The 26,472-nt window shown below is 63.0% G+C and carries 26 protein-coding genes and 1 tRNA gene; all 27 read right to left on the bottom strand.

The features are described 5' to 3' along the window. Window positions 1-5 precede the first annotated feature (5 nt). The 27 genes from cyoB to LDO29_RS02275 all read right to left on the bottom strand — a co-directional run bounded on the left by cyoB (window position 6) and on the right by LDO29_RS02275 (window position 26,351). Window positions 6-1,979, bottom strand: a complete 1,974-nt coding sequence (cyoB, locus tag LDO29_RS02405; RefSeq protein ID WP_224078444.1) for a cytochrome o ubiquinol oxidase subunit I — start codon at window positions 1,977-1,979, stop codon at window positions 6-8. A gap of 8 nt (window positions 1,980-1,987) precedes the next feature. Continuing rightward, on the bottom strand, window positions 1,988-2,959 hold the full coding sequence (gene cyoA, locus LDO29_RS02400; protein WP_224078186.1) for a ubiquinol oxidase subunit II: 972 nt from the start codon (window positions 2,957-2,959) through the stop codon (window positions 1,988-1,990). A gap of 569 nt (window positions 2,960-3,528) precedes the next feature. After that, window positions 3,529-4,005 (bottom strand): MaoC family dehydratase, encoded by a 477-nt coding sequence (locus tag LDO29_RS02395; RefSeq protein WP_224078185.1) that lies wholly within the window; start codon window positions 4,003-4,005, stop codon window positions 3,529-3,531. Between the two features lie 39 nt (window positions 4,006-4,044). Continuing rightward, on the bottom strand, window positions 4,045-4,488 hold the full coding sequence (locus tag LDO29_RS02390) for a MaoC family dehydratase (RefSeq protein WP_224078184.1): 444 nt from the start codon (window positions 4,486-4,488) through the stop codon (window positions 4,045-4,047). A gap of 158 nt (window positions 4,489-4,646) precedes the next feature. Further along, entirely contained in the window at window positions 4,647-5,765 is a 1,119-nt protein-coding gene (locus LDO29_RS02385) for an acyl-CoA dehydrogenase family protein (RefSeq protein ID WP_224078183.1), read from the bottom strand. 13 nt (window positions 5,766-5,778) lie between these two features. Beyond that, on the bottom strand, window positions 5,779-6,981 hold the full coding sequence (locus LDO29_RS02380; protein ID WP_224078182.1) for an acyl-CoA dehydrogenase family protein: 1,203 nt from the start codon (window positions 6,979-6,981) through the stop codon (window positions 5,779-5,781). Window positions 6,982-7,067: 86 nt separating this feature from the next. Beyond that, window positions 7,068-7,526: a DUF1178 family protein gene (locus LDO29_RS02375; protein ID WP_224078181.1), complete on the bottom strand. Its 459-nt coding sequence runs from the start codon at window positions 7,524-7,526 to the stop codon at window positions 7,068-7,070. 155 nt (window positions 7,527-7,681) lie between these two features. Next, complete coding sequence (locus LDO29_RS02370; RefSeq protein ID WP_224078180.1) at window positions 7,682-8,296, bottom strand: NUDIX domain-containing protein; 615 nt, start codon at window positions 8,294-8,296, stop codon at window positions 7,682-7,684. A gap of 45 nt (window positions 8,297-8,341) precedes the next feature. After that, window positions 8,342-8,650 (bottom strand): DUF2818 family protein, encoded by a 309-nt coding sequence (locus tag LDO29_RS02365; RefSeq protein WP_011297158.1) that lies wholly within the window; start codon window positions 8,648-8,650, stop codon window positions 8,342-8,344. A gap of 19 nt (window positions 8,651-8,669) precedes the next feature. Next, window positions 8,670-10,145: an NADH-quinone oxidoreductase subunit NuoN gene (gene nuoN, locus LDO29_RS02360; protein WP_224078179.1), complete on the bottom strand. Its 1,476-nt coding sequence runs from the start codon at window positions 10,143-10,145 to the stop codon at window positions 8,670-8,672. An 18-nt stretch (window positions 10,146-10,163) separates the two neighbouring features. Further along, complete coding sequence (locus LDO29_RS02355; protein WP_224078178.1) at window positions 10,164-11,630, bottom strand: NADH-quinone oxidoreductase subunit M; 1,467 nt, start codon at window positions 11,628-11,630, stop codon at window positions 10,164-10,166. Window positions 11,631-11,657: 27 nt separating this feature from the next. Further along, window positions 11,658-13,745 (bottom strand): NADH-quinone oxidoreductase subunit L, encoded by a 2,088-nt coding sequence (gene nuoL, locus LDO29_RS02350; protein WP_224078177.1) that lies wholly within the window; start codon window positions 13,743-13,745, stop codon window positions 11,658-11,660. A gap of 61 nt (window positions 13,746-13,806) precedes the next feature. Further along, window positions 13,807-14,112, bottom strand: a complete 306-nt coding sequence (gene nuoK / locus LDO29_RS02345; RefSeq protein WP_011297154.1) for an NADH-quinone oxidoreductase subunit NuoK — start codon at window positions 14,110-14,112, stop codon at window positions 13,807-13,809. Window positions 14,113-14,129: 17 nt separating this feature from the next. Next, window positions 14,130-14,774 (bottom strand): NADH-quinone oxidoreductase subunit J, encoded by a 645-nt coding sequence (locus tag LDO29_RS02340; RefSeq protein ID WP_224078176.1) that lies wholly within the window; start codon window positions 14,772-14,774, stop codon window positions 14,130-14,132. Window positions 14,775-14,916: 142 nt separating this feature from the next. Next, window positions 14,917-15,408, bottom strand: coding sequence for an NADH-quinone oxidoreductase subunit NuoI (gene nuoI / locus LDO29_RS02335; protein ID WP_011297152.1), 492 nt, complete (start codon window positions 15,406-15,408; stop codon window positions 14,917-14,919). 68 nt (window positions 15,409-15,476) lie between these two features. Further along, entirely contained in the window at window positions 15,477-16,541 is a 1,065-nt protein-coding gene (gene nuoH / locus LDO29_RS02330; RefSeq protein WP_224078175.1) for an NADH-quinone oxidoreductase subunit NuoH, read from the bottom strand. 27 nt (window positions 16,542-16,568) lie between these two features. Then, window positions 16,569-18,944, bottom strand: coding sequence for an NADH-quinone oxidoreductase subunit NuoG (gene nuoG, locus LDO29_RS02325; protein ID WP_224078174.1), 2,376 nt, complete (start codon window positions 18,942-18,944; stop codon window positions 16,569-16,571). Window positions 18,945-18,956: 12 nt separating this feature from the next. After that, window positions 18,957-20,252 carry an NADH-quinone oxidoreductase subunit NuoF gene (nuoF, locus tag LDO29_RS02320; RefSeq protein WP_224078173.1) on the bottom strand — a complete coding sequence of 432 codons (1,296 nt, stop codon included), beginning with the start codon at window positions 20,250-20,252 and terminating at the stop codon, window positions 18,957-18,959. Window position 20,253: 1 nt separating this feature from the next. Next, window positions 20,254-20,751: an NADH-quinone oxidoreductase subunit NuoE gene (gene nuoE, locus LDO29_RS02315; protein ID WP_224078172.1), complete on the bottom strand. Its 498-nt coding sequence runs from the start codon at window positions 20,749-20,751 to the stop codon at window positions 20,254-20,256. A gap of 193 nt (window positions 20,752-20,944) precedes the next feature. After that, on the bottom strand, window positions 20,945-22,198 hold the full coding sequence (locus LDO29_RS02310; protein WP_224078171.1) for an NADH-quinone oxidoreductase subunit D: 1,254 nt from the start codon (window positions 22,196-22,198) through the stop codon (window positions 20,945-20,947). A 9-nt stretch (window positions 22,199-22,207) separates the two neighbouring features. After that, the gene (locus tag LDO29_RS02305) at window positions 22,208-22,807 is read right to left on the bottom strand and encodes an NADH-quinone oxidoreductase subunit C (RefSeq protein WP_224078170.1); all 600 of its coding nucleotides are present in this window, start codon (window positions 22,805-22,807) and stop codon (window positions 22,208-22,210) included. Window position 22,808: 1 nt separating this feature from the next. Then, on the bottom strand, window positions 22,809-23,291 hold the full coding sequence (locus tag LDO29_RS02300) for a NuoB/complex I 20 kDa subunit family protein (protein ID WP_011297145.1): 483 nt from the start codon (window positions 23,289-23,291) through the stop codon (window positions 22,809-22,811). A 6-nt stretch (window positions 23,292-23,297) separates the two neighbouring features. Continuing rightward, on the bottom strand, window positions 23,298-23,657 hold the full coding sequence (locus tag LDO29_RS02295; RefSeq protein WP_224078169.1) for an NADH-quinone oxidoreductase subunit A: 360 nt from the start codon (window positions 23,655-23,657) through the stop codon (window positions 23,298-23,300). A gap of 166 nt (window positions 23,658-23,823) precedes the next feature. Continuing rightward, a tRNA-Leu gene (locus LDO29_RS02290) sits at window positions 23,824-23,908 on the bottom strand. Between the two features lie 184 nt (window positions 23,909-24,092). Beyond that, window positions 24,093-24,458: a preprotein translocase subunit SecG gene (gene secG / locus LDO29_RS02285; RefSeq protein ID WP_224078168.1), complete on the bottom strand. Its 366-nt coding sequence runs from the start codon at window positions 24,456-24,458 to the stop codon at window positions 24,093-24,095. A gap of 51 nt (window positions 24,459-24,509) precedes the next feature. Beyond that, a complete protein-coding gene (gene tpiA, locus LDO29_RS02280; RefSeq protein WP_224078167.1) occupies window positions 24,510-25,247 on the bottom strand; it encodes a triose-phosphate isomerase in 738 nt (245 codons plus the stop codon). A gap of 99 nt (window positions 25,248-25,346) precedes the next feature. Beyond that, a complete protein-coding gene (locus LDO29_RS02275) occupies window positions 25,347-26,351 on the bottom strand; it encodes an NAD(P)H-quinone oxidoreductase (protein WP_224078166.1) in 1,005 nt (334 codons plus the stop codon). Between the last annotated feature and the right edge of the window lie 121 nt (window positions 26,352-26,472).

The raw sequence follows: 26,472 nt of genomic DNA, 5'->3' as shown, positions 1-26,472 counted from the left end.
GGTCATCAGGCCTGCGATGCAATGCGCTGCAGTTGGCGCGTTTCAATCTGCTCGACCTCGGCGGCCGGCACGTAGTAGTCGATGTGGTCGTCGTTGGCGCGGCGGATGAACGCCACCACCATGCCGACCAGGCCCACGGCGGCAAGCCACCAGATGTGCCAGGTCAGGGCAAAGCCGAGCACCAGGCTGAACGCGCCCATGTAGAAGCCGGCGCCGGTGTTCTTCGGCATGTGGATCTGCTCGTAGCCGCTGGTCGGCAGCTTCTCGCCACGGGCCTTCATGTCGGCGAACGCGTCCAGGTCACGCACGACCGGGGTGTGCGCGAAGTTGTAGAACGGCGGCGGCGACGACGTGGCCCATTCCAGCGTGCGGCCACCCCACGGGTCGCCCGTCACGTCGGCCAGCTTCTTGCGGTCGCGGATCGACACAGCGATCTGCAGCACCTGGAAGAAGACGCCCAGCGCGACAAACACCACGCCAACCACGGCCAGGTGCAGCCACGGCGTCCAGGCCGGGTTGTCGGTGTGGTTCAGGCGGCGGGTCATGCCCATCAGGCCCAGCACGTACAGCGGCATGAAGGCGAAGTAGAAGCCCACCAGCCAGCACCAGAACGCGTACTTGCCCAGGCGCTCGTTCAGCTTGAAGCCGAACGCCTTCGGCCACCAGTAGGTGATGCCGGCCAGGTAGCCGAACAGCACGCCGCCGATGATCACGTTGTGGAAGTGGGCGATCAGGAACAGGCTGTTGTGCAGCACGAAGTCGGCTGCCGGCACGGCCATCAGCACGCCGGTCATGCCGCCGATCACGAAGGTGATCATGAAGCCCAGCGTCCACAGCACCGGCGTGGTCATCTGCACGCGGCCGCGGTACATGGTGAACAGCCAGTTGAAGATCTTCACCCCGGTCGGGATGGAGATGATCATGGTCGTGATGCCGAAGAACGCATTGACGTTGGCGCCGGAGCCCATCGTGAAGAAGTGGTGCAGCCACACGATGAACGACAGCACCATGATGGCCGCGGTCGCATACACCATGCCCTTGTAGCCGAACAGCTTCTTGCCCGAGAACGTAGCGATGACTTCAGAGAAGATGCCGAACGCCGGCAGCACCAGGATGTAGACCTCAGGGTGGCCCCAGATCCAGATCAGGTTCACGTACATCATGGCGTTGCCGCCACCATCGTTCGTGAAGAAGTGCATGCCGAAGTAGCGGTCCAGGCCCAGCAGCGCCAGCGACACGGTCAGCACCGGGAAAGCGGCCACGATCAGCACGTTGGTGCACAGGGCGGTCCACGTGAACACCGGCATGCGCATCAGGGTCATGCCCGGGGCGCGCATCTTCAGGATGGTCACCAGGAAGTTCACGCCGGTCAGCAGCGTACCCAACCCCGATATCTGCAAGGACCAGAGGTAGTAGTCCACCCCCACGCCCGGGCTGTAGTCCAGGCCGGACAGCGGCGGGTAGGCCAGCCAGCCGGTGCGGGCGAATTCGCCGACGCCCAGCGAGACGTTCACCAGCATGGCGCCGGCCACGAACAGCCAGAACGACAGCGTGTTCAGGAACGGGAAGGCCACGTCGCGCGCGCCGATCTGCAGCGGCACCACGAGGTTCATCAGGCCCGTCATCAGCGGCATGGCCACGAAGAAGATCATGATCACGCCATGGGCGGTGAAGATCTGATCGTAGTGTTCCGGCGGCAGAATGCCGTGGGCACCGTTCGTGGCAAGCGCCAGCTGGGTGCGCATCATGACCGCGTCGGCAAAGCCGCGCAACAGCATGACCAGCGCAACCAGGCAATACATCACGCCGATCTTCTTGTGATCGACGGAGGTGAACCACTCGTTCCAGAGGTAGTTCCACTTCTTGAAGTAGGTGATCGCACCGAACAGCGCCAGCCCGCCAAGGGCGACGCAGGTCAGTGTGACCATGATGATCGGCTCATGAAACGGAATCGCCGACAAACTCAATTTGCCAAACATCATTGCTCCTAGGATTGCGCGCCCAGCGCCGGCTTGGCCGGCGTGGCCATGGACACCCGCTCTTCGCCGAGCGTGTTACGCGACGTGCAGACCGGGCCGCCATCAAAGCCTTCGCGGGCCATGGCGTGGCCGTCGTTGCCCATGTATTGGTGCAGGATGCCGGTGAACAGGCCGTCTTCGACCTTGCCGTAGTAGGCCACCGGTTCCGCTTCGCTCGGCTTGGCCAGGACCTTGTAGTCCGCGCTGGCGAGCTGACGTTCGGACGCGCGCACCTTGGCGACCCACTGGTCGAACTCGAAGTTCGACATGGCCGTCGCCTTGAACTTCATGCCTGAGAAACCGCCACCGCTGTAGTTGGCGGACATGCCGTCATACGTACCGGCCTCGTTGGCAATCAGGTGCAGCTTGGTCTCCATCCCGGCCATGGCGTAAACCTGGCTGCCCAGTTGCGGGATGAAGAAGGAGTTCATGATCGAATCGGACGTAATCTTGAAGTTCACCGGCGTGCCCACCGGGAACGCGATCTGGTTGACCGTCGCGATCTTCAGTTCCGGATAGATGAACAGCCACTTCCAGTTCATCGCGACCGCCTCGACGGTGATCGGCTTCTGCTTGGATTCCAGCGGCTTGTACGGATCCAGGTCGTGCGAAGACTTCCACGTGATGATGCCCAGCGCGATGATGATCAGGCAGGGAATCAGCCACACCACGACTTCGATCGCGGTCGAGTGCGACCAGTCGGGCTCATAGCGCGCCGAGGTATTGCTCGCGCGGTACTTCCAGGCAAACACCAGCGTCAGGAAGATCACCGGCACCACCACCAGCAGCATGAGCCAGGTGGCGATCAGGATGATGCCTTTGATGTCGACGCCTACCTGCCCTTTCGGGTCGAGCAGCGTCATGTTGCAGCCGGCGAGCAGCAAGAGCAGGCCGAGGCTTGGCAGGGACCGCGTCCACCGCGGCAGTATGGGTTTCTTCATGTCACGACTGGTTTGGTTAGGCTGCGCTTGGGCAAAGCGCGGCTTCACCGCCTGATGCCGGAAGCAAGAGGCGTTGGGCTGAGGGAAAACCGGAAGGACGTGTCCTTAGCTGGCGTTGCGGTCTGGCGGATCTAACGCCGGGTGACCATGCGGCCTGACAACGCCATGAACACGGAAGGACAACTGACGACTGCGCGAGCGGCCCGCCTTAGGCGGTGGCACTGCGGCACCTGATGGCCGAAACCGCGAACGGTCCCGGCTCAAGACTGCGGCCGGGTAGCGTTGAACCACGAAGTTTTTGCACTTCCCGGCAGGCCTGCCTTGTGAGCAAGCGCGGTTTCCGGCCGGAATGTGCAACACGTAAAACATCGTGGGCGCGACTGTACCGCAATGCAGCATTACGGGTAAACCCAACGACACAGAACACACTGTTCAGAAAAACGGACAATTGTAATAAGCGCCGTTGCAAGCACTGAAAATGTGTTGCAGTGTCCTCATTACCATCAAAAATTGAAAAAGGCTGCCTTTCGGCAGCCCTTTTCTTCCTGTATCAACAAAACAACAGTACTTCAGCCGTAGCGGCGGCTGATGGACTCCGCCACGCACACCGGGCGGTCGCTGCCCTCGCGCTCGATCGTCACTTCCCAGGTCGACTGCGCACCGATCAGTTCGGGAGATTTCGGCAGCGGATCGAGGCGCTCGACCTTCTGCAGCTTGATGCGGGCGCGCAGCTTGCTGCCCACCGGCACCGGCGCGGTGAAGCGCACGCGGTTCAGGCCGTAGTTCACGCCGATCTTCGACGGCATGTGCAGCGCGTTGTGCATGAACTTGGGCACCAGCGACAGCGTCAGGAAGCCGTGCGCGATCGGGCCGCCATAGGGCGATTCCTTTTTGGCGCGTTCCACGTCGACGTGGATCCACTGGTGATCGCCGGTCGCCTCGGCAAACAGGTTCACCTGCTCCTGGGTGATCTCCATCCAGTCGCTGACGGCGACCTCCTGCCCTTGCAGGCTTTCCAGTTCTTCGAGCGATGCGATGGTACGCATGTCGGCTATCTCCTCGGTGTTTAAGTAGTAGGTGCGGTTTCAGGCGGGGCGGCGGCCGTACATGCCCATGCCCTTGACCGTGCAGACCAGTTCGCCGCGCTGGTTGGTGGCTTCCCACTGGGTATGCACCACGCCGCGGTCCGGCTTCGATTGCGACGGCCGGGTATCCAGCACATTGAGCACGACAGTCAGCGTGTCGCCGGCATAGACCGGCTTCAGCCAGCGGATCTCGTCGACGCCCGGCGAGCCCATGCTGGCGGCCTTCCCGGTGGTGCTCAGCACCAGCAGGCGCATCATGATCGAGCATGTCATCCAGCCGCTGGAAATCAGCCCGCCATAGATGCTCTTGGCGGCGGCGTCCTTGTCGATATGGAAGGGCTGCGGGTCGTACTGGCGGGCAAAGCTGAGGATCTCTTCCTCGGTGACGAGGTAGGAGCCAAGTTCGCGGCGGCTGCCGACTTCAAAGTCCTCGAAATACAGCATCGGTTGTGTCTCCGTAGTCGCTGGCTGTTGACTTGTCATCGCGATGATCGCATGGCGGGTGGCGGCGCGCGTCCGTATTTGCCGAACCCGCCCCTAACATCGCACAAAGAAAAAACCGCGCCTGGGACTACGGCGCGGTTTCGATTGGCATCGCTGGATCAGGCAGCTTCCTGGAAGCTTGCCAGGCCGGCGAACCGGCCAAGATGGTGGTCGACGTCACCGAACGTGGTGTTGATGAGCGTCAGGCGCTTGAACATGTGCGCGGCCGGCAGTTCGTTAGTCACGCCCATGCCGCCGTGGATCTGCACCGCCTCCTGACCTACGTAGCGCGCGGCCTGGCCAACGCGGGCCTTGGCAGCGGAGACGTAGCGGCGGCGCTCTTCCGGCGTCACCTCTTCAAAGCGGGCCGCGGCCAGCAGCGTGATCGAGCGCGACTGCTCGGCCTGGATGAACATCTCGACCATGCGGTGCTGCAGCGCCTGGAAGCGTGCGATCACCACGCCGAACTGCTGGCGGGTCTTGGCGTATTCGAGCGTTGCGGCGTTGAGCGTGTCCATCACGCCAACGGCCTCGGCGCATAGCAGTACCGCGGCGTAGTCGGCCACCTGCTCGATCTGCGCGAAGGTCTTGCCGGCCTCGCCCAGCAATTGGGCGGGCGCATCCTGGAACGTGATATCAGCCGCGCGCAGGTTGTCTATGGTGCGGTAGTCCTTGATGCTGACGCCGGCGCCCCTGGCATCGACCAGGAACAGCGAGATACCGTCCTGGTCTGTGTCCGCGCCGCTGGTGCGTGCCGACACGATCAGCTTGTCGGCCTGGCCGCCGTGCAGCACCACGGTCTTGCGGCCGTTGAGCTTGCCGTCGCGGGCCGTCACGCGCACGTTGTTCAGCTCGTAGCGTGCCTGCGGCTCGTTGAAGGCCACGGCAAGCTTGAGTTCGCCGCCAGCCACCTGCTCCAGCAGCGCCTCCTGGCCACCGGCCAGGCCCAGGGCATAGGCGCCCACGACGGTCGCCAGGTACGGCTCGACGATCAGGCCGCGGCCGAGTTCCTGCTGCACCACCATCATGTCCAGCGCCTTGCCCGCGAAGCCGCCCTGCGCTTCCGGCACCGGCAGCGCGGTCAGGCCAAGCTCGACCAGCGAGCCCCAGGCGGATTCACCGTAGCCGGCCTCGCTTTCGTAGCGCTTCTTGCGCGACTCGAAGTCGTAGTCCTTGTCGATGAAACGGCGTACGGCATCAGCCAGCTGCTTCTGTTCGTCGCTGAGATTGAAGTTCATGTTCCGTGTCTCCTCACAGCCCCAGGATCATCTGGCTGATGATGTTGCGCTGGATTTCGTTGGACCCGCCGTAGATGGAGGTCTTGCGATAGTTGAAGTAGTAGGCGGCTAGCGGGGCGGCGTCGTCGTAGCCGGTCACCGCATGCTCGTGCTCGCACTCCAGGTAAGCCGGATCGAACGGCTGCGCGTACGGGCCGACGGCTTCGACCATCAGCTCGGTCAGCAACTGCTGGATCTCGGTACCCTTGATCTTCAGCATCGAGGCTTCCGGGCCGGGCCCCTTGCCTGCCGCTTCGCTCGACACCACGCGCAGCACGGTGATCTCCAGCGCCATCAGTTCGATTTCCAGCGCGGCAACCTTGGCGCCGAACACCGGATCCTCCAGCAGCGGCTTGCCATTCTTCTGCTGCTGGCGCGCGACACGCTTCAGGAAGCCCAGTTCGCGCTTGGACGCGCCCACGCGGGCGATGCCGGTGCGCTCATGGCCGAGCAGGTACTTGGCGTAGGTCCAGCCCTTGTTCTCCTCGCCAACGCGGTTTTCCACCGGCACCTTGACGTTGTCGAAGAACACTTCGTTCACCTCATGCTCTTCGTCGAGCATGATGATCGGACGCACGGTGATGCCCGGCGTCTTCATGTCGATCAGCAGGAACGAGATGCCTTCCTGCTTCTTGGCTTCGGGGTCGGTGCGGACCAGGCAGAAGATCATGTCGGCGTGCTGGCCGAGCGTGGTCCAGGTCTTCTGGCCATTGACGATGTAGTACTTGCCGTCCGGCGTCAGCTCGGCACGGGTCTTGAGCGAGGCCAGGTCGGAGCCCGAGCCCGGCTCGGAGTAGCCCTGGCACCACCAGTCGGTGCAGTCCAGGATGCGCGGCAGGTAGTATGACTTCTGCTGCTCGTTGCCGTACTTCATGATCACGGGCGCGACCATGGCAACGCCGAAGGGCAACACGCCAGGGGCGCCGACGCGGGCGTTTTCCTCGTCCCAGATGTGGCGCTGCGTGGCGTTCCAGCCCGTGCCGCCGTATTGCACCGGCCAGTGCGGTGCCGACCAGCCCTTGCCCGCCAGGATCTTGTGCCAGCGCACCAGGTCGTCGCGGTTCGGCCGGCGATGGTTGAGCACCTTGCCGCGGATATCCGCCGGCAGATTGGCTTCCAGCCAGCTACGCACTTCCTCGCGGAAGGCGTTGTCGGACGCCGAGTAATTGAGATCCATGCCCGTCTCCAGTGATGCCGGCACGGTGCCGGCAAGTAGTTCTGCCTGCGCGTCTTGCGCCGACAACCACGGGCACAGGACGCAATTCAGTGAGCCGTCTGCTTCAACGCATCCGGCACCACGAGCGGGAATGTTTCGATGCCCTCTTCCGCCAGCGCCTGCACTTCCTCCGCGGAAGCCGAACCGCGGATGCCGCGCTCCGGCGCCTCGTCGTAATGCATGCGCCTGGCCTCTTCGGCAAAGCGGTCGCCCACGTCCTCGGTCTGCGCCATCACCTGCCGCACGGCCTTCATATAGGCCGCCTGCAAGGCTTCCAGGGCGGCCGGCGCTGGCGCCGCCTGCCCTCCCTTCGCCTGGCCGCGCTGCGCCTGCGTCGCACCCGAGATATTCAGGCGCGGCGCGCTCGGCAGCCGGCTCACGGCATGGTCACCACAGACCGGGCAGTGGACGAGGTCACTTGCGATTTGCGACTGCGCATCGTCCTCAGAGGAAAACCAGCCCTCGAAACGATGGTCTTGCGCACAGCGCAGGTCGAGCACCTTCATGATCTTTCCAGCCCGTCAAAGTCAATAGTATCCGTGAATCCGAATTTTGTGAACGGTCGTGCTAATTTTTACCCAAAGGGATTTCCCGCATTCATGTGGCGCCCAAAGCATACCGTTCAGTTCTTGGCCGGCTATCGCCGTTTTTCTTCAGCGCTTCAAGACTGAAGCGGCTGCTCACCGGGTTGCCAGACCCCCGAGATTACCTTCTCCAGCCAGAACGCGCCGATGATGGTCTTCACGTCGGTAATGCGGCCCTGGCGCACCCAGTCCAGCACTTGGCCGGCCGGGACGATGAAGGTTTCGAGGAATTCCCCGTCATCGAGCTTCGCCTGCCCTGCAGTCAGGTCACGTGCGAGGAACACGTCGATGAATTCGGTCGAATAGGAGATCACCGGGTGGATCCGGGTCAGGTAATCCCAGCGCGCCGCGCTGTAGCCAGTCTCTTCTTCGAGCTCGCGCTCGCCGCAGCGCAATGCGCCTTCCTGTGGATCGAGCTTGCCGGCCGGGAATTCGAGCATGACTTCGCCAACCGGGTAGCGGAATTGCCGCTCCATCAGCACGGTGCCGTCGTCGAACAGCGGAATCATCATGACCGCGCCGGGATGCACCACGTACTCGCGGCCGGTCTGCTTGCCGTCGGGCAGGCGGACGATGTCTTGCTTCAGCGTGAGGAATTTGCCGCGATGGACGGTTGCCGAAGCAACGCAGACTTCCTTGAGCCCTTCATCGCCTGCTGGCGGGGCGAGGTTGTCCTGGATCTTTTCCGTCATGAGCACTCCGGGTGATTGGCACGCCCGGCGGCTTCATGACCGGCTTCAGGCCGTGCGGTGTTTGACGAGGTACTGCCAGGTAAAGCCGGGGAAGGCGAACACCAGCATCATGCAGGCGGTGATGGCATAGAACTGCCAGCCTTGCGGAAAGGCATTGCCAAGGCTCGCCTCCACCGCAAAGCCGGCCAGGCCGGCTGCCGCATACCAGCAGATCAGTTCCAGCAGCCGCAACCACAGCGGCTTGCGGCTCCAGCGCAGCGGGATCACCGCGAACAGGCGCTGGTTGACGAACGGCAGGTTGGCACAAACCAGTGCCAACAAGATGACAAACCAGCCGCCCGCCGGGGAACTCATGTCTTGCTGCCTCGAACGATCACGAGGCGAGCGTTGCGCGGATGGCCTGGTAGCACAGGTTCATCAGCGCCGCCGGGAAAATACCCAGCAGGATCACCACCGCGCCGTTCAGGCTCAGCATCGAACGCAGGCCGGTGGTTGCCTCCAGCGGCTCTTCGCCAGCCGGTGCATCGAAGTACATCAGCTTGACCACGCGCAGGTAGTAGAACGCGCCGATCAGCGAGAACATCACCGCCACCACGGCAAGCCAGCTCATACCGGCCTTCACCACGGCTTCCAGCACCGACAGCTTGGCATAGAAGCCCACCGTCGGCGGAATGCCGGCCAGCGAGAACATCATCACCAGCATCAGGAAAGCGAACCACGGGTTGCGGCGCGACATGCCCTTCAGGTCTTCCAGCGTCTCTGCTTCGAAGCCCTTGTTGGTGCGCAGCAGGATCAGGCCAAAGGTGCCAAGCGTGGTCAGAAGGTAGGTGACAGAGTAGAACATCGACGCGCTGTACGCGTTGGCGGCGCCATCCGCCTTGTTGGCCACTACGCCGGAGAGCATGCCCAGCAGGACGAAGCCCATGTGCGAGATGGTCGAATACGCCAGCATCCGCTTCAGGTTGGTCTGCACGATGGCGGTCAGGTTGCCGATCGCCAGCGACAGGATGGCCAGCAGCACCAGCATCGTCTGCCAGTCGGCGGCCAGCGGCAGCAGGCCTTCCACCAGCACGCGCACGATCAGCGCGAATGCCGCCACCTTCGGGCCGCCGGCAATCAGCAGCGTCACCGCGGTCGGCGAGCCTTCATAGATGTCCGGGATCCACATGTGGAACGGCGCGGCCCCCAGCTTGAACGACAGCCCGGCAACGATGAACACCACGCCGAAGGCCAGCATGGTCGTGTTGACGCGGCCCGATTCGACCACGCGGAACACTTCGCCCAGGTTCAGCGAACCCGTCGCGCCGTACATCATCGAAATGCCGTACAGCAGGAAGCCGGAAGCCAGCGCGCCCAGCACGAAATACTTCATGGCCGATTCCGACGTCACGCGCGATTCGCGGCGCAGCGCCACCAGCGCGTACGACGACAGCGACAGCAACTCCAGGCCCAGGTAAAGGGTCAGGAAGTTGTTGCCGGTGATCATGACGATCTGGCCTCCCAGCGCGAACAGCGCCAGTTGGTAGAACTCGCCGGCAAACATGTCGCGGTCAGCCAGATAGTTGCGGGTATAGACCAGCGTCAGGAACAGGCCAGCCGAACAGAACGCCGACAGCACGTTGGCCAGCGGGTCGATCACGACCAGGTTGGCAAAGGCGTAGTGCGTCTCGCCGGTCGACGCATTGATGCCGAACCAGACGGTCAGCACCAGCGTGAACAGCAGCGACAGCGGGTAGGCGACGCTTTGCTTGCCCTTGCCCCGGGCAAGGTCGATCCAGTTGACCGCGGCGATCGCGATCGCCAGGAAAATAATCGGCGCCACAGGGGCGAGAGTCGAGGACGGTTGCATAGTGTTATCTCTCCCCGATTACAGCTTGGACTGCGCCACGTGGGACAGCAGGTTGACCACCGAGGCGTGCATCACGTCGGTGAAGGGCTTCGGGTGCAGGCCCATGTACAGCGTCATGATGGCGAGCAGGCCCAGCATCACGAATTCGCGCTTGTTCAGGTCCACCAGTTCGCGGACGTGCTGGTGCACGATATCGCCGAAGATCACGCGCTTGACCATCCACAGCGAATAGGCTGCGCCGAGGATCAGGGCGGTGGCCGCGAGCAGGCCGATCCAGAAGTTGTATTCCACCGAGCCCAGGATCACCATGAACTCGCCGACGAAACCGGAGGTAGCCGGCAGGCCGCAGTTGGCCATCGCAAAAAACACAGACAGCGCGGCGAACTTCGGCATGGTGTTCACCACGCCGCCGTAGTCGGCGATCTGGCGCGAATGCACGCGGTCGTACAGCACGCCGATGCACAGGAACATCGCGCCCGAGATGAAGCCGTGAGAGATCATCTGCACGATGCCGCCCTCGACGCCGATTTCACTGAAGATGAAGAAACCGAGCGTCACGAAGCCCATGTGCGCGATCGACGAATACGCCACCAGCTTCTTCATGTCGGCCTGCACCATCGCCACCAGGCCGATGTAGATCACGGCGATCAGCGAGATCGTTATGATGAACCCGGCCAGCGAGTGGCTTGCATCAGGCGCGATCGGCAGCGAGAACCGCAGGAAACCGTAGGCACCCAGCTTCAGCATGATCGCGGCCAGCACCACGGAACCGCCGGTTGGTGCTTCCACGTGGGCGTCGGGCAGCCAGGTGTGCACCGGCCACATCGGGACCTTGACCGCGAAAGCCATGAGGAAGGCAATGAACAGCGCGATCTGCTCGTTCATCGACAGCTTGGCCTGATGCCACTGCAGGATCTCGAAGGTACCGGTCTTGTTGTACAGGTACAGCAGCGCGATCAGGGTCAGCAGCGAGCCCAGCAGCGTGTACAGGAAGAATTTGAAGGCTGCGTAGACACGGTTCGGGCCGCCCCACACGCCGATGATGATGTACATCGGGATCAGGGTCGCCTCAAAGAACGTGTAGAACAGCACGCCATCGAGTGCTGCGAACACGCCGACCATCAGGCCCGACAGGATCAGGAACGAGGCCATGTACTCGGCCACGCGCTCGGTGATCACTTCCCAGGCCGAGATCACGACGATCACGGTGATGAAGGCCGTCAGCACGACGAACCACATCGAAATGCCGTCAACGCCCAGGTAGTACTGGATGTTGAAGCGTTCGATCCAGGTCGACTTCTCCACGAACTGCATCGCGGCTGTGGACTTGTCGAAGTGGAATACCAGCGGCAGCGTGACGATGAAGCTGACGATCGAGCCGAACAGCGACATCCACCGCACGTAGCAGGCACTGCGGTCCGAGCCGGAGGCCAGTACCAGCAAGCCGAAGAAGATAGGCAGCCAGATTGCGAAAGACAGAACCATTTCTTTGTTTTCCTTACTCGGTGCCTATCACTTGGTGCCGATCACGCCCGAGATGGTGAGCGTCAGCAGCACCAGCATGCCCACGATCATCGCGAATGCGTAGTGGTAGATGTAGCCCGATTGCAGGTAGCGGCTGGCAGCGGCAAACGAAGCCACCACGCGCGCCGAACCATTGACGAACAGGCCGTCGATGAAGCTCTGGTCGCCACCCTTCCACAGGCCGGTACCCAGCAGGCGGGCACCGCGTGCGAACACGGCCTGGTTGATGGCGTCCATGTAGTACTTGTTGTCGAGCAGCGTGTACAAGCCCGAGAAGCGGTTCTTGATCGCCTCGGGAATATCCGGGCGCTTCATGTAGAAGAACCACGACAGCACGACACCGGCAATGGCCAGCCACAGGACCGGGGTGGTCAGCGAATGGATCGCCATCGGCACCCAGCCGTGGAAGGCTTCTTCCAGCTCCTTCATGGCGTGGTGGTTCTCGCCGACGAAGATCACGTCCTTGAACGCCACGCCGTGCTTGAAGAACTCGCCGAACAGCATCGGCTCGATGGCGATGGCACCGATGATGACCGACGGAATGGCCAGCAGCACCAGGGGCAGCGTCACGACCCACGGCGACTCGTGCGGCTTTTCGCCGGCAGCCAGGCCATGGTGGTGGTCATGCGAGACCTCCTCGTCCTCGTGGTCGCCTTCGTGGCCATGGTGAGCATGGTTCTGGCCCCAGCGCTCCTTGCCATGGAAGACCAGGAAGTACATGCGGAACGAGTAGAACGCGGTCACGAACACGCCGGCCAGCACGGCGAAGTAGGCAAAGCCCGAACCGGCGATGTGGGACTCCGCCACGGCCTCGATGATCGAGTCCTTGGAGTAGAAGCCCGCGAAGAACGGCGTGCCGATCAGCGCCAGCGAACCGACCAGCGAAGTGATCCAGGTGATCGGCATGTACTTGCGCAGGCCGCCCATGTTGCGGATGTCCTGGTCGTGGTGCATGCCGATGATGACCGAGCCCGCACCGAGGAACAGCAGTGCCTTGAAGAACGCGTGCGTCATCAGGTGGAACACGGCCACCGAATAAGCCGAAGCGCCCAGCGCCACGGTCATGTAGCCGAGCTGCGACAGCGTCGAGTACGCGACCACGCGCTTGATGTCGTTCTGGATAATGCCGAGGAAGCCCATGAACAGCGCGGTAATCGCGCCGATCACCAGCACGAACGACAGCGCCGTGTCCGACAGCTCGAACAGCGGCGACATGCGGCTGACCATGAAGATGCCGGCCGTCACCATGGTGGCGGCGTGGATCAGCGCGGAAATCGGGGTCGGGCCTTCCATCGAGTCGGGCAGCCAGACGTGCAGCGGGAACTGGGCGGACTTGCCCATGGCACCAATGAACAGGCAGATGCAGGCAACCGTCAGCATCATCCAGTCGGTGCCCGGGAAGATCACCGTCGCCAGCTTCTCGCGGGCGGCGAACACGTCCGTATAGTTCATGCTACCGCTGTAGGCCAGCAGCAGGCCGATGCCCAGGATGAAGCCGAAGTCACCGACGCGGTTCACCAGAAAGGCCTTCAGGTTCGCGAAGATCGCGGTCGGGCGGGTGTACCAGAAGCCGATCAGCAGGTACGACACCAGGCCCACCGCTTCCCAGCCGAAGAACAGCTGCAGGAAGTTGTTGCTCATCACCAGCATCAGCATCGAGAAGGTGAAGAGCGAGATGTACGAGAAGAAGCGGTTGTAGCCGGGGTCCCCTTCCATATAGCCGACGGTGTAGATGTGCACCATCAGCGAGACGAAGGTCACCACGACCATCATCATCGCGGTCAGCGAGTCGACCAGGAAGCCGACCTCCATCTTCAGGTCGCCGATGGCCATCCACTCGTACACGGTGCCGTTGTAGCTCGCGCCGTTCATCACGTCGAGCAGCACCATCACCGACAGCCCGAAGGAAATGGCCACGCCGAGAATCGTCGCGGTGTGGGCCACGATCCGGCCGCCGCGCGACTCCGAGGAAAACAGGCCAAAGAACTTGGTGCCGAACAGGCCGGCGATGGCTGAGCCGACTAGCGGCGCCAGCGCAATCGCGAGCAGCAGGTTGGGGTTGAGCGTGGTTGCCATAGGACGCTTATTGGTGTGCGAGCGGTGAGCAGTCTTGGTTCATTGCGCAGGACGTCATGGATCAGTACTTCAGGGTATCCATGTCGTCCACGTTGATCGTGTCCAGATTGCGGAACAGCACGACCAGGATTGCCAGACCGATTGCCGACTCGGCTGCGGCCACCGTGAGGATGAAGAAAACGAAAACCTGTCCGGCCAGGTCGCCCATGTAGTGCGAGAAGGCGACGAAGTTCATATTGACCGCAAGCAGCATGAGTTCGATCGCCATCAGCAGCACGATCACGTTCTTGCGGTTCAGGAAAATACCGACGATGCTGATCGCGAACAGGATCGCACCGAGCACGAGGAAATGGGCGAGAGAGAGCACAGCGTTTCTCCGTGGCTTTAGTTCTTGTTGGCAGTAGCCGCGGCGTCGGCCTGGGCGGTAGGGCTTTCCGCCGCCATGGCCACCAGGCGCACGCGGTCATCGCGACGGGTACGCAGCTGCGACGGGATATCCTGGCCCTTGACGTCCTTGCGGCGGCGCAGGGTCAGCGCCGTAGCCGCAATGATCGCCACCAGCAGGATGATGCCGGCGACTTCGAAGGCGTAGATATAGTCGTTGTAGATCAGCTTGCCGAGCGCGCCGGTATTCGAGTAACCCGGCTCCTGCGAACCGGCAGCCACCACCGGCGCAGTCGTGCCGATGAAGTTGCGCACCAGCACGACGGCCATCTCGGCGATGATCAGCGCGCCGACCACCGAAGCAAGCGGCACGTAGGTCCAGAAGTCCCGGCGCAGGTGCTCGATGTCGATATCGATCATCATCACCACGAACAGGAACAGCACCATCACCGCGCCGACATACACCAGCACCAGCAGGATGGCGAGGAATTCCGCCTTGAGCAGCAACCAGATCGCCGCAGCCGTGAAGAACGACAGTACGAGGAACAGTGCGGAGTGCACCGGATTCTTCGCGGTGATGACCTTCAGTGCGGAGAGCACCAGCACCAGCGCAAAGACGTAGAAGATGGTGGTCGTGAGTTCCATGGTCCGTGTCGGATCCTCTCTTGGCCTTTGGCACAGCCCTTCCCTTCCGGGTGGTCCGCGCCTGCGGCATCCTTCCATTGGCCCCTTGCGAGGCCCGATTCAAATTCACTTGCAGCACCGGCTACGCCGGCACCAACGGATATCAGCGGTACTTCGCGTCCGCGGCCTTCGCCGCGGCGATCTGCGGCTCGTAGCGGTCGCCCACTGCCAGCAGCATGTCCTTGGTGAAGTACAGATCGCCGCGCTTCTCGCCGTGGTATTCCAGGATCGGAGTCTCGACGACGGCGTCGACCGGGCAGGCCTCTTCGCAGAAGCCGCAGAAAATGCACTTGGTCAGGTCGATGTCATAGCGCGTGGTGCGGCGGGTGCCGTCGGCACGCACGTCCGACTCGATCGTGATGGCCAGCGCCGGGCACACGGCCTCGCACAGCTTGCAGGCGATGCAGCGCTCTTCGCCGTTCGGGTAGCGGCGCAGCGCGTGCAGGCCACGGAAACGCGGCGAGATAGGCGTTTTCTCTTCCGGGAACTGGACGGTGACCTTGCGCGCGAAGAGATAGCGGCCGGTCAGGGCCATACCCTTGAAGAGTTCCTTCAGGAGCAGGCTGTTGAAGAAGTCCTTGATGGCGAGCAGCATGACGATTGCTTCCTAGTATTTCCCGAGACGCGCGCCGCAGCGTTGCAGCCTGCGCCTCGCTTGGCCGTTCAGTGCCAGATATTCCAAGGCGACTTGATCCAGATCGCCACGATGATCAGCCAGCCCACGGTCAAAGGAATGAACACCTTCCAGCCCAGGCGCATGATCTGGTCATAGCGGTAGCGTGGGAACGAAGCGCGAATCCAGATAAAGACCGACAGCAGCAGGAATACCTTGATCAGCAGCCAGAAAAAGCCGGGGATCGCGTTCGTCACGAAGCTCGAGAACGGAGGCGCCCAGCCACCCAGGAACATCAGCGCGGTCATCGTCGAGATGACGATCATGTTGATGTACTCGGCCAGGAAGAACAGTGCGAAGCCCATGCCCGAGTATTCGATCATGTGGCCGGCCACGATTTCCGATTCGCCTTCGACCACGTCGAACGGGTGGCGGTTGGTTTCGGCCACGCCGGAGATGAAGTACACCCCAAACATCGGCAGCAGCGGAATCCAGTTCCACGACAGGATGTTGATGCCCATGTCAGCGAAATAGCCGGCGTTCTGGCTGTTGACGATGGCGGACAGGTTCAGGCTACCCGACACCATCAGCACCGTCACCAGGGCAAAGCCCATGGCGATTTCGTACGACACCATCTGCGCGGCGGCGCGCATGCCGCCCAGGAACGCGTACTTCGAGTTCGACGCCCAGCCGGCGAGGATCACGCCGTAGACGCCGACCGAGCTGATCGCCATCACGTACAGCAGGCCGGCGTTGACGTCGGCCATCACCACTTCAGCCTGGAACGGGATCACCGCCCAGATGGCCACGGCCGGCATCAGCACCATCAGCGGGGCAATCAGGTACATGCCCTTGCTGACTTGCGTCGGCGTCATGACTTCCTTGAGCAGCAGCTTCAGCACGTCGGCAATCGGCTGCAGCAGGCCCAGCGGACCGACACGGTTCGGGCCCAGGCGCACGTGCATCCAGCCGATCAGCTTGCGCTCCCACAGAATCAGGTAGGCCACGCACAGCAGCAGCGGCACCACGATAAGCACGGCACGGATGAGGATCCACAGCGGCGTCCAAGCGCCGCCGAAGATGGCGTGGCCTTGCGAGGTAATCCAGTCGATCATGTTGCGTTCTCGCTATTCTTGTATGGCTCAGGCCGCGCCGGCTGCTGCAGCCGCCTTCTGGCCGGCAGGCAGGTCCACGGCCTTCTCGACCTTGACCGTGCCGAACATGGCGCCGAGGCTGACGGCTGCCGGCGTTGCGGCCGGGACGCGCACGGTGTTGGCCGGCAGCGTGTTTTCCAGCACGCCGGGCAGCACCACGCTACCCTCGCCCTGCGTCACGCGGACCGGGTCTCCCGACTGGATACCCAGGCCGGCGAACAGGTCGGCGGACAGCGCCACCTGCTGCGCGCGGCGGGCCGCGGCGGTCAACTGCAGCGATTCGGCACGGCGCACGATCGGGTCGGCATGGTAGATCGGCACGTCGGCAATCCGCTCGATGCCATTGACAGCGGCCGAAGTCACGCGGATCGGCGCGTCAGTGGCATTGCTCAGTTGCGGTGCAACCGGACCGGCCAGGACTTCGGCACGGACGGCTTCCGCGCTGTCGTAGTCGAAACCGGTCACGTCCAGCAGGTTGCCCAGGACGCGCAGCACCTTCCAGGCCGGACGCGATTCGCCGAGCGCGCGCACCACACCGTTGAAGCTCTGCGGCAGGCCTTCGCAGTTGACGAAGGTGCCCGCGGTTTCGGTGAACGGCGTGACCGGCAGGATCACGTCGGCGTATTGCATGGCCGCTTCCGAACGGAACGGCGACAGCACCACCACCGTGCCAGCCTGGGCCAGCGCCGCCAGCGCCTTGCGCGGATCGGCGGCGTCGAACTCGGGTTCGGTGTTGAGCAGCACGTAGGCCTTGCGCGGCGACTCCAGCATCGCCTGGGCATTGGCACCGCCCTGCTTCGGCAGTGCACCGGCGATATAACCGCCCACGGTGTTCGCAGCCTCGGTCAGGAAGCCCAGCGTGGCGCCGGTTTCCGTGGCGATCCACTGTGCCAGCGCGTGCAGCGCGGCGAACTGCGGGTGACGCACGGCTTCATTGCCGAGGAACACGGCACGGCGCTCGCCCGAGAGCAGGGCTTCTGCGGCCTTGCGGGCAGCATCGCCGCCATCAAAACCTTCTGTGCCGGCCGGGGCAGCAACGCCCTTGGCGGTGGCCACGGCGCGGGCAACGCCGGCCAGCGCAGCAGTCCAGCCCGACGGCGCCACGTCGATGCGAGCGGCCAGCGGCATCAGCAGGTCTTCACCGCCGGCGCCCAGCACGGCAACGCGGGCGCCCTTCTTGCCAGCCTGGCGCAGGCGCGAAGCCAGCAGCGGGTGATCCTTGCGCAGCGACGAGCCGATCACCAGCACGCGTTGCAGCGCGGACACGTCAGCCACTGGCATGCCAAGCCACGGCGCGCCCTTCAGGGCGGCCGAGAAATCGGACTGGCGCAGGCGGAAGTCGACGTTGTCGCTGCCGAGGCCGCGCATCAGCTTGCCCAGCAGGTACAGCTCTTCCAGCGTGCTGTGCGGGCTGGCCAGCGCGGCGATCTGGTCGGCGCCATGGTCGCGCTTGATGCTCGCGAGGCCGTTGGCCACATATTCGAGCGCGGTCTGCCAGTCGGTTTCGATCCACTGGCCGCCCTGCTTCAGCAGCGGGCGGGTCACGCGGTCGGCGCTGTTCAGGCCTTCATACGAGAAGCGGTCCTTGTCCGAGATCCAGCACTCGTTGATGTCCTCGTTCTCGAGCGGCAGCACGCGCATGACGCGCTGGTTCTTGCTCTGGACGACGAGGTTGGCACCCAGGCCATCGTGCGGCGACACCGACTTGCGGCGTGCCAGTTCCCACGTACGGGCCGAGTAGCGGAACGGCTTGCTGGTCAGCGCGCCGACCGGGCACAGGTCGATCATGTTGCCGGACAGTTCCGAATCCACGGTCTGGCCGACGAAGGTCGTGATTTCCGAGTGCTCGCCGCGGTTCAGCATGCCCAGCTCCATCACGCCGGCCACTTCCTGGCCAAAGCGTACGCAGCGGGTGCAGTGGATGCAGCGGGTCATCTCCTCCATGGAGATCAGCGGGCCCACGTTCTTGTGGAACACCACGCGCTTCTCTTCCTTGTAGCGCGACTCCGATGCACCGTAGCCCACGGCCAGATCCTGCAACTGGCATTCGCCGCCCTGATCGCAGATCGGGCAGTCGAGCGGGTGGTTGATCAGCAGGAATTCCATCACGGACTTTTGCGCCTTGACGGCCTTCTCCGAATTGGTGAAGACCTTCATGCCAGGCGTCACAGGCGTGGCGCAGGCGGGCAGCGCCTTGGGCGCCTTTTCAACCTCGACCAGGCACATGCGGCAGTTCGCCGCGATGGACAGTTTGCGGTGGTAGCAAAAGTGCGGGATGTAGGTGCCCAGCTTGCGGGCCGCTTCCATCACCAGGCTGCCTTCCGCAACCTCAACCTTCTTGCCGTCGATCTCGAGTTCAACCATGTTCTGCCACGCTTAGATGTAGGCCGGAACCATGCACTGCTTGTGTTCGACGTGATACTCGAACTCTTTCCAGTAGTGCTTGAGCATGCCGCGGACCGGCATCGCCGCGGCATCGCCGAGCGCGCAGATGGTGCGGCCCATGATGTTTTCCGCGACGTTGTTGAGCAGGTCCAGGTCTTCCTGGCGCCCTTCTCCGTGTTCAATACGATTGACCATGCGGTACAGCCAGCCGGTGCCTTCGCGGCACGGCGTGCACTGGCCGCACGACTCTTCAAAATAGAAATACGACAGGCGCAGCAGCGAGCGCACCATGCAACGCGTCTCGTCCATGACGATCACGGCGCCCGAGCCCAGCATCGAGCCGGCCTTGGCGATCGAGTCGTAGTCCATGTCGGACGCCATCATCATGTCGCCCGGCACCACCGGCGCGGACGAGCCGCCCGGGATCACCGCCTTGATGCGCTTGCCGCCACGCATGCCGCCGGCCAGTTCCAGCAGCTTGGCGAACGGCGTGCCCAGCGGGATCTCGTAGTTGCCGGGACGCTCGACGTCGCCGGAGATCGAGAAGATCTTGGTGCCGCCGTTGTTCGGCTTGCCCAGCTTCAGGTAGTTCTCCGGGCCGACAGCCAGCAGGAACGGCACCGCGGCAAAGGTCTCGGTGTTGTTGATGGTGGTCGGCTTGCCGTACAGGCCGAAGCTGGCCGGGAACGGCGGCTTGAAACGCGGCTGGCCCTTCTTGCCTTCCAGCGATTCGAGCAGCGCGGTTTCCTCGCCGCAGATGTAGGCGCCATAGCCATGGTGGGCGTGCAGCTGGAAGCTGAAGCCCGAATCCAGGATGTTGTCACCCAGGAAGCCGGCGGCGCGCGCCTCTTCGAGGGCTTCCTCGAAGATCTTGTATTCGTTCCAGATCTCGCCGTGGATGTAGTTGTAGCCCACGGTGATGCCCATCGCGTACGCGCCGATGGCCATGCCTTCGATCAGCGCATGCGGGTTGTAGCGGATGATGTCGCGGTCCTTGAACGTACCGGGCTCGCCCTCGTCGGTATTGCAGACGAGGTACTTCTGGCCCGGGAACGTACGCGGCATGAAGCTCCACTTCAAGCCGGTCGGGAAGCCCGCACCGCCGCGGCCACGCAGGCCCGAGGCCTTGACGTCGGCGATCACCTGCTCGGGCGGGATCTTCTCGGTCAGGATGCGCTTGAGCTGCTGGTAGCCGCCGCGCTTGACATAGTCTTCCAGGTGCCAGTTCTTGCCGTCCAGGCCGGCCAGGATCAGCGGCTGGATATGGCGGTCGTGCAGACAGGTCATATTACTTGCCCCCCTTGGCAGCTTCGGCCTTCAGCTCGTCGACGAGCGCGTCGAGCTTGTCCTCGCTCATGAAGCTGCACATGCGGGTGTTATTGACGATCATCACCGGCGCATCGCCGCAAGCGCCCATGCACTCGCCCTCTTTCAGGGTGAAGCAGCCGTCAGCGGTGGTCTCGTTGTAGTCGATCCCGAGCTTGCGCTTCAGGTAGTCGCCGGCGCGCTCGCCGCCCGACAGGGCGCACGGCAGGTTGGTGCAGACGGCGAGCTTGTATTTGCCCACCGGCTTGGTGTCGTACATATTGTAGAAGGTCGCCACCTCTTCCACCCACACGGGCGGCATGTCGAGGTAGCTGGCGACAAACTGCATGACTTCGGGGGAAACCCAGCCCACCTCGCCCTGCGCCACGGCAAGCGCCGCCATCACGGCCGACTGCTTCTGGTCGGCCGGATACTTCGCGATCGCGCGATCGATTTCCTTGAGAGCTTCTGCTGATAGCATGGTCATTGCAGTAAAACGTCGGAGGCAGCGCACCGGGGCTTGCATCCGCAGGTTTGCAGCCGTCGCTGCCTGTTCCGCCGGCAGGCCTGAGGCCCTGCCGTTCCGCCGCGGATTTTCCCGTCGCCCCCGCATTACACAATCCGGGAGCGGCAAGAAAGCGCCCGGATCGTCGTCCGGGCCGGCGGCCAGTGAGTTAGCGGTCGATCTCGCCGAAGACGATGTCCTGCGTGCCGATGATCGTTACCGCGTCAGCAATCATGTGTCCCTTGGCCATCTCATCGAGGGCGGCCAAGTGCGCATAGCCGGGCGCACGAATCTTCAGGCGGTAAGGCTTGTTTGCGCCGTCCGAGATCGCATAGATCCCGAACTCGCCCTTCGGATGCTCCACCGCTGCATAAGCCTCACCTTCGGGCACGTGAACACCTTCGGTGAACAGCTTGAAGTGGTGGATCAGCTCTTCCATGTTCGACTTCATGTCCACCCGCGACGGCGGCGCAACCTTGTGGTTGTCCGTGATCACGGGGCCCGGATTGCGGCGCAGCCACTCGATGCACTGCTTGATGATGCGGTTCGACTGGCGCATTTCCTCGATACGCACGAGGTAACGCGCGTAGCAGTCGCCACCCACGCCCACCGGCACATCGAAGTCCATCTTGTCGTACACCTCGTACGGCTGCTTCTTGCGCAGGTCCCAGGCAATGCCCGAACCACGCAGCATCGGGCCAGTAAAGCCCATCTGCAGTGCACGCTCCGGGCTCACCACGCCGATGTCCACCAGGCGCTGCTTCCAGATCCGGTTGTCGGTCAGCAGCGTCTCGTACTCGTCGACGTACTTCGGGAACCGGTTGGTGAAGTCCTCGATGAAGTCCAGCAGCGAGCCCGAACGCGCTTCGTTCATGACCTTGATGGCACGCTCGTTGTGAACCTTGGACGCCCGATATTGCGGCATTGTGTCAGGCAGGTCGCGATAGACACCGCCCGGACGGTAATAGGCAGCGTGCATGCGCGCTCCCGACACCGCCTCGTACATGTCGAACATATCCTCGCGCTCGCGGAAAGCGTAGAGGAACACCGCCATGGCGCCCACGTCGAGCGCATGCGCGCCGATCCACATCAGGTGGTTCAGCAGACGGGTGATTTCGTCGAACATCACGCGGATGTACTGCGCGCGGACCGGCACTTCAATGCCGAGCAGCCGCTCGATCGCCATCACGTAGGCGTGTTCGTTGGACATCATCGACACATAGTCGAGACGGTCCATGTACGGAACGTTCTGAATCCAGGTCTTCTGCTCGGCCAGCTTTTCAGTGGCACGGTGCAGCAGGCCGATGTGCGGGTCGGCGCGCTGGATCACTTCGCCGTCCAGCTCCAGCACTAGGCGCAGCACGCCGTGCGCGGCCGGGTGCTGCGGGCCGAAGTTCAGGGTGTAATTCTTGATATCTGCCATGGCGCGTAATCAGTGCTGCGTGCCGCCGTAGTTTTCCTCGCGGATCACGCGTGGCGTGATTTCGCGGGGTTCGATCGTCACCGGCTGGTAAATGACCCGCTTCTGCTCCGGGTCATAGCGCATTTCCACGTAACCCGAGGTCGGGAAATCCTTGCGGAACGGATGGCCGACAAAACCGTAGTCGGTCAGGATGCGGCGCAGGTCCGGATGGCCTTCGAACACGATGCCGTAGAAATCGAACGCCTCGCGCTCGAACCAGTTCACCGAATTCCACACGTCGATCAGCGACGGCACCACCGGGAAGTCGTCATCCGGGGCAAACACGCGCACGCGCAGGCGCCAGTTGTGGGTCACGGACAGCAGGTGCGACACCGCAGCAAAACGCAGGCCATCCCAGGCGCCATCGCCATATTCGGAATAGTCGACACCGCACAGGTCGATGAGCTGTTCGAAACGCAGCGACGAATCATCGCGCAGGATGCGGGCAACTTCCAGGTAGTCGTCAGCCTTGACGATCAGCGTCAGTTCGCCGGTCGCCTCGATCAGTTTTTGCACGCGCTTGCCGAGAACTTTCTCGAGCGCGGCCTTCAGGGTCTCAAGCTTCGCCATGTCAGCCCTTGCGCGCGATGGTATTGGTACGCTTGATCTTGTTCTGCAGCTGGATCACGCCATAGATCAGCGCCTCAGCCGTGGGCGGGCAGCCCGGCACATAGATGTCCACCGGCACAATGCGGTCGCAGCCACGCACCACCGAGTACGAATAGTGGTAGTAGCCGCCGCCATTGGCGCAAGAACCCATCGAGATCACCCAGCGCGGCTCGGCCATCTGGTCGTAGACCTTGCGCAGCGCGGGTGCCATCTTGTTGCACAGCGTGCCGGCCACGATCATCACGTCCGACTGGCGCGGCGACGGGCGGAACACCACGCCGAAGCGGTCCAGGTCGTAGCGCGCGGCGCCGGCATGCATCATTTCCACGGCACAGCAGGCCAGGCCAAAGGTCATCGGCCACAGCGACCCGGTGCGGGTCCAGTTGATCAGCTTGTCAGCGGTAGTCGTGACAAAGCCTTCGTTGAGAACGCCTTCGATTGCCATTTCACATCACTCCCAATCGAGCGCGCCCTTTTTCCAGATGTAGACGAAGCCCACGATGAATTCCAGCAGAAACACGCCCATGGCGATGAATCCCGGCCAGCCAATATCCTTCAGGGCAACACCCCACGGAAACAGGAAGGCGGTTTCGAGATCGAACAGGATAAAAAGGATGGCGATGAGGTAGTAGCGCACGTCGAACTTCATGCGCGCATCCTCGAACGCTTCGAAGCCGCACTCGTACGGCGACAGCTTCGCGGGATCAGGTTTGTTCGGGCCGAGAATCCGACCAATCGACATCAGCGCCACGCCGAGCACAACGCCGAAGATGATGAAGATGAGAACGGGGAAGTAGGCTTCGAGAGTCAAGGTACGGCCAGCCTTATCTGGAATGTTGTCAACAGCACCAGCTGAAGCGGCGTTCTGTTGCCCACCCCAGGCGCTATGCCGAAAAACTCACGGCGCGCCGCCTTGCGGATTGCCGGAGCCCTCTGGCCGGGAGCATTGCCCGACAGCGGACTCCGATCAAGTTGTTTGGTGCCGACGGCGAGACTCGAACTCGCACAGCTTTCGCCACTACCCCCTCAAGATAGCGTGTCTACCAATTTCACCACGTCGGCTGGGGGAGAAACAATATTGCCTGGCGCCGGGTTTTCAGGCCCTTCAGGGCTTTGCAGAGGTTTTCCCTTTGCTCAAGCCCCATCGCTGGGGAATCGTTTCAAGCCTTGAATTCTAACCCGGTTCGCTGCATTGTTCAACGCACAACTGCAAAAAAAATCAGGAATCGAATACAAGGCTGCTTGATTATTTCGGTACAGCGGGCACAGCCGGAGCCGAAGCGTCCGCAGCCGCTGCAGCAGGTGCCGAGGCACTGGCCGGAGCCGGCGCAGAAGCCGGAGCCGAACCCATCACGCCCAGCGATGCGGCAGGCTTGTAGTTACCCATCAGCGTGAGGCTGAGCGTGCAGATGAAGAAGAATGTCGCCAGCACCGCAGTCGTACGCGACAGGAAGTTTGCCGAACCCGTTGCGCCGAACAGGCTGCCCGAAGCACCGGACCCGAATGCCGCGCCCACATCGGCACCCTTGCCGTGCTGAATCAGCACCAGGCCGATGACGCCGAGCGCCGACAACACCTGCACCAGTACCAACAAAGTCTTGAAAATTGCCATTTGGATAAAGTAGCGTTACTTGCCTGATCGAATGTCCGGTGCGACAGGCATTCAGGCGTTGCCGATCGCGAGAAAATCTTCCGACTTCAGCGAGGCACCCCCAATCAGGCCCCCGTCAATATCGGACATGGAAAACAGTTCAGCTGCATTGTCCGGCTTGACACTGCCGCCGTACAAAATGGCCATGCGCTCAGCCACGCCGGCATCGCGCTCGCGGACCTTGCGGCGCAGGAAGGCATGCACGGCCTGCGCCTGTTCGCTGGTCGCGGTCTTACCCGTGCCGATCGCCCAGACCGGCTCGTAGGCCAGCACCACACGGCCCAGTTGCTCGACCGACAGCGCGTCAAGGACTGCCTGCAACTGGCGACCCACGACAGCCTCGGTTTCACCGGCTTCGCGCTCGGCCAGCGTCTCGCCGACGCAGATCACCGGCAAGATGCCGAACTCCAGGGCACGCAGAGCCTTGGCGGCAACCACCACATCGGTTTCCGCATGATACGTACGTCGCTCGGAGTGACCAACCAGCGCGTATGTGCACCCGAACTCACCCAACATGGACGCCGCAACTTCGCCGGTGAAGGCGCCACGCGCCTCGGCGGACACATCTTGTGCCCCCCAGGCCACCTGTGAGCCGTTGAGCAGCGCCTGGCACTGTGCAAGATAGGGGAAAGGTGCGCAGACCGCCAGCCGCGCGCGCGCGGGTGCTGCCTTGATACCTTCCAGCAGCGCGGCGTTGGCGGCAAGGCTGCCGTGCATCTTCCAGTTGCCGATGACGAGCTTTTGTCTCACGGGGTCCCCTCCCAAATCAAACCCGTTATTGTAGCTTGCGGCAGGGGGCCGGCGCTACCGCGCCCGGCCAGCCCCCGGCGCGGCAACACTTCGAGGCAATTACCAGGTCAGCACGATCTTGCCGATGTGCTCGCTCGACTCCATCAGCCGGTGCGCCTCGGCCGCCTGGGCAGCGGGAAAGACCTTGTGAATGACCGGCTTGATCTTGCCCGCCTCAAGCAGCGGCCACACCTTCTGATGCAGTGCCTGCGCAATCTGCCCTTTGAACGCCGCGGAACGCGGGCGCAGCGTGGAGCCCGTGACGGTGATACGGCGGCGCAGGATGTCGCCGAGCGGAATCTCTGCCTTGGCGCCACCGAGCAACGCGATGATGACGATGCGGCCGTCATCGGCGATGCACTTCAGCTCGCGCCCAAGGTATGACCCTGCCACCATGTCGAGGATCACGTCAACGCCCTTGCCTTCGGTCAGGCCTGCCACTTCGGCAACGAAATCCTGCGTCTTGTAGTTGATGGCACGGTCCGCGCCGAGCGCCTCGCAGGCCTTGCACTTTTCGTCCGTGCCAGCGGTGACGAACACCTTGTAGCCCAGCGCCTTGGCGATCTGGATCGCGGTCGTGCCGATGCCGCTCGAGCCGCCCTGGATCAGCAGCGTCTCGTCCTTGCCGCGCGGGCCCTGGCCCAGGTAGCCGCGGTCGAACACATTGCTCCAGACCGTGAAGAACGTCTCCGGCAGCGCCGCGGCCTCGATGTCGCTCAGGCCCTTCGGCGCCGGCAGGCACTGGGCTACCGGCGCGGTGCACAGCTGCGCGTAGCCGCCGCCCTGCACCAGCGCGCAGACACGGTCGCCCACCTTGAGCCCAAAGTGATTGTCCGCATGGGAAAGGTCACCGCCGACCACCACGCCCGCCACCTCCAGGCCAGGCAGGTCCGACGCGCCCGGCGGCACTGGATAGTTGCCCGTACGCTGAAACACGTCCGGGCGGTTGACCCCTGCCGCGGCCACGCGGATCAGGATTTCGCCGGCACCCGGCACCGGGTCAGGCCGCTGCGTTTCCTGCAGGACTTCGGGGGCACCGTATTCGCGAATCTCGATGGCTTGCATTGCTGCTCCTGTTCTTGGTCTCGCGCGCGAAGCGCTGATGCCGTCGCGGCGTGTCGGTGAGAGCGGTTGCTCAATTGGGTTGCCCGGCAGTGTAAACAAAAAAGCGGCTGGACATCGCCAG

Source organism: Cupriavidus laharis (genome assembly GCF_914271435.1).
In the GTDB taxonomy this organism is placed as follows: domain Bacteria; phylum Pseudomonadota; class Gammaproteobacteria; order Burkholderiales; family Burkholderiaceae; genus Cupriavidus; species Cupriavidus laharis.
The sequence above is the reverse complement of the archived record's forward strand: the minus strand, read 5'-3'. Positions and strand labels throughout refer to the sequence as shown.

Bases quoted from the DNA above. Each gene is read 5' to 3' on its own strand.
- cyoB (WP_224078444.1), bottom strand. From the start codon at position 1,979: ATGTTTGGCAAATTGAGTTTGTCGGCGATTCCGTTTCATGAGCCGATC.
- cyoA (WP_224078186.1), bottom strand. From the start codon at position 2,959: ATGAAGAAACCCATACTGCCGCGGTGGACGCGGTCCCTGCCAAGCCTC.
- LDO29_RS02395 (WP_224078185.1), bottom strand. From the start codon at position 4,005: ATGCGTACCATCGCATCGCTCGAAGAACTGGAAAGCCTGCAAGGGCAG.
- LDO29_RS02390 (WP_224078184.1), bottom strand. From the start codon at position 4,488: ATGCTGTATTTCGAGGACTTTGAAGTCGGCAGCCGCCGCGAACTTGGC.
- LDO29_RS02385 (WP_224078183.1), bottom strand. From the start codon at position 5,765: ATGAACTTCAATCTCAGCGACGAACAGAAGCAGCTGGCTGATGCCGTA.
- LDO29_RS02380 (WP_224078182.1), bottom strand. From the start codon at position 6,981: ATGGATCTCAATTACTCGGCGTCCGACAACGCCTTCCGCGAGGAAGTG.
- LDO29_RS02375 (WP_224078181.1), bottom strand. From the start codon at position 7,526: ATGAAGGTGCTCGACCTGCGCTGTGCGCAAGACCATCGTTTCGAGGGC.
- LDO29_RS02370 (WP_224078180.1), bottom strand. From the start codon at position 8,296: ATGACGGAAAAGATCCAGGACAACCTCGCCCCGCCAGCAGGCGATGAA.
- LDO29_RS02365 (WP_011297158.1), bottom strand. From the start codon at position 8,650: ATGAGTTCCCCGGCGGGCGGCTGGTTTGTCATCTTGTTGGCACTGGTT.
- nuoN (WP_224078179.1), bottom strand. From the start codon at position 10,145: ATGCAACCGTCCTCGACTCTCGCCCCTGTGGCGCCGATTATTTTCCTG.
- LDO29_RS02355 (WP_224078178.1), bottom strand. From the start codon at position 11,630: ATGGTTCTGTCTTTCGCAATCTGGCTGCCTATCTTCTTCGGCTTGCTG.
- nuoL (WP_224078177.1), bottom strand. From the start codon at position 13,745: ATGGCAACCACGCTCAACCCCAACCTGCTGCTCGCGATTGCGCTGGCG.
- LDO29_RS02340 (WP_224078176.1), bottom strand. From the start codon at position 14,774: ATGGAACTCACGACCACCATCTTCTACGTCTTTGCGCTGGTGCTGGTG.
- nuoI (WP_011297152.1), bottom strand. From the start codon at position 15,408: ATGCTGCTCGCCATCAAGGACTTCTTCAACAGCCTGCTCCTGAAGGAA.
- nuoH (WP_224078175.1), bottom strand. From the start codon at position 16,541: ATGATCGACTGGATTACCTCGCAAGGCCACGCCATCTTCGGCGGCGCT.
- nuoG (WP_224078174.1), bottom strand. From the start codon at position 18,944: ATGGTTGAACTCGAGATCGACGGCAAGAAGGTTGAGGTTGCGGAAGGC.
- nuoF (WP_224078173.1), bottom strand. From the start codon at position 20,252: ATGACCTGTCTGCACGACCGCCATATCCAGCCGCTGATCCTGGCCGGC.
- nuoE (WP_224078172.1), bottom strand. From the start codon at position 20,751: ATGCTATCAGCAGAAGCTCTCAAGGAAATCGATCGCGCGATCGCGAAG.
- LDO29_RS02310 (WP_224078171.1), bottom strand. From the start codon at position 22,198: ATGGCAGATATCAAGAATTACACCCTGAACTTCGGCCCGCAGCACCCG.
- LDO29_RS02305 (WP_224078170.1), bottom strand. From the start codon at position 22,807: ATGGCGAAGCTTGAGACCCTGAAGGCCGCGCTCGAGAAAGTTCTCGGC.
- LDO29_RS02300 (WP_011297145.1), bottom strand. From the start codon at position 23,291: ATGGCAATCGAAGGCGTTCTCAACGAAGGCTTTGTCACGACTACCGCT.
- secG (WP_224078168.1), bottom strand. From the start codon at position 24,458: ATGGCAATTTTCAAGACTTTGTTGGTACTGGTGCAGGTGTTGTCGGCG.
- LDO29_RS02275 (WP_224078166.1), bottom strand. From the start codon at position 26,351: ATGCAAGCCATCGAGATTCGCGAATACGGTGCCCCCGAAGTCCTGCAG.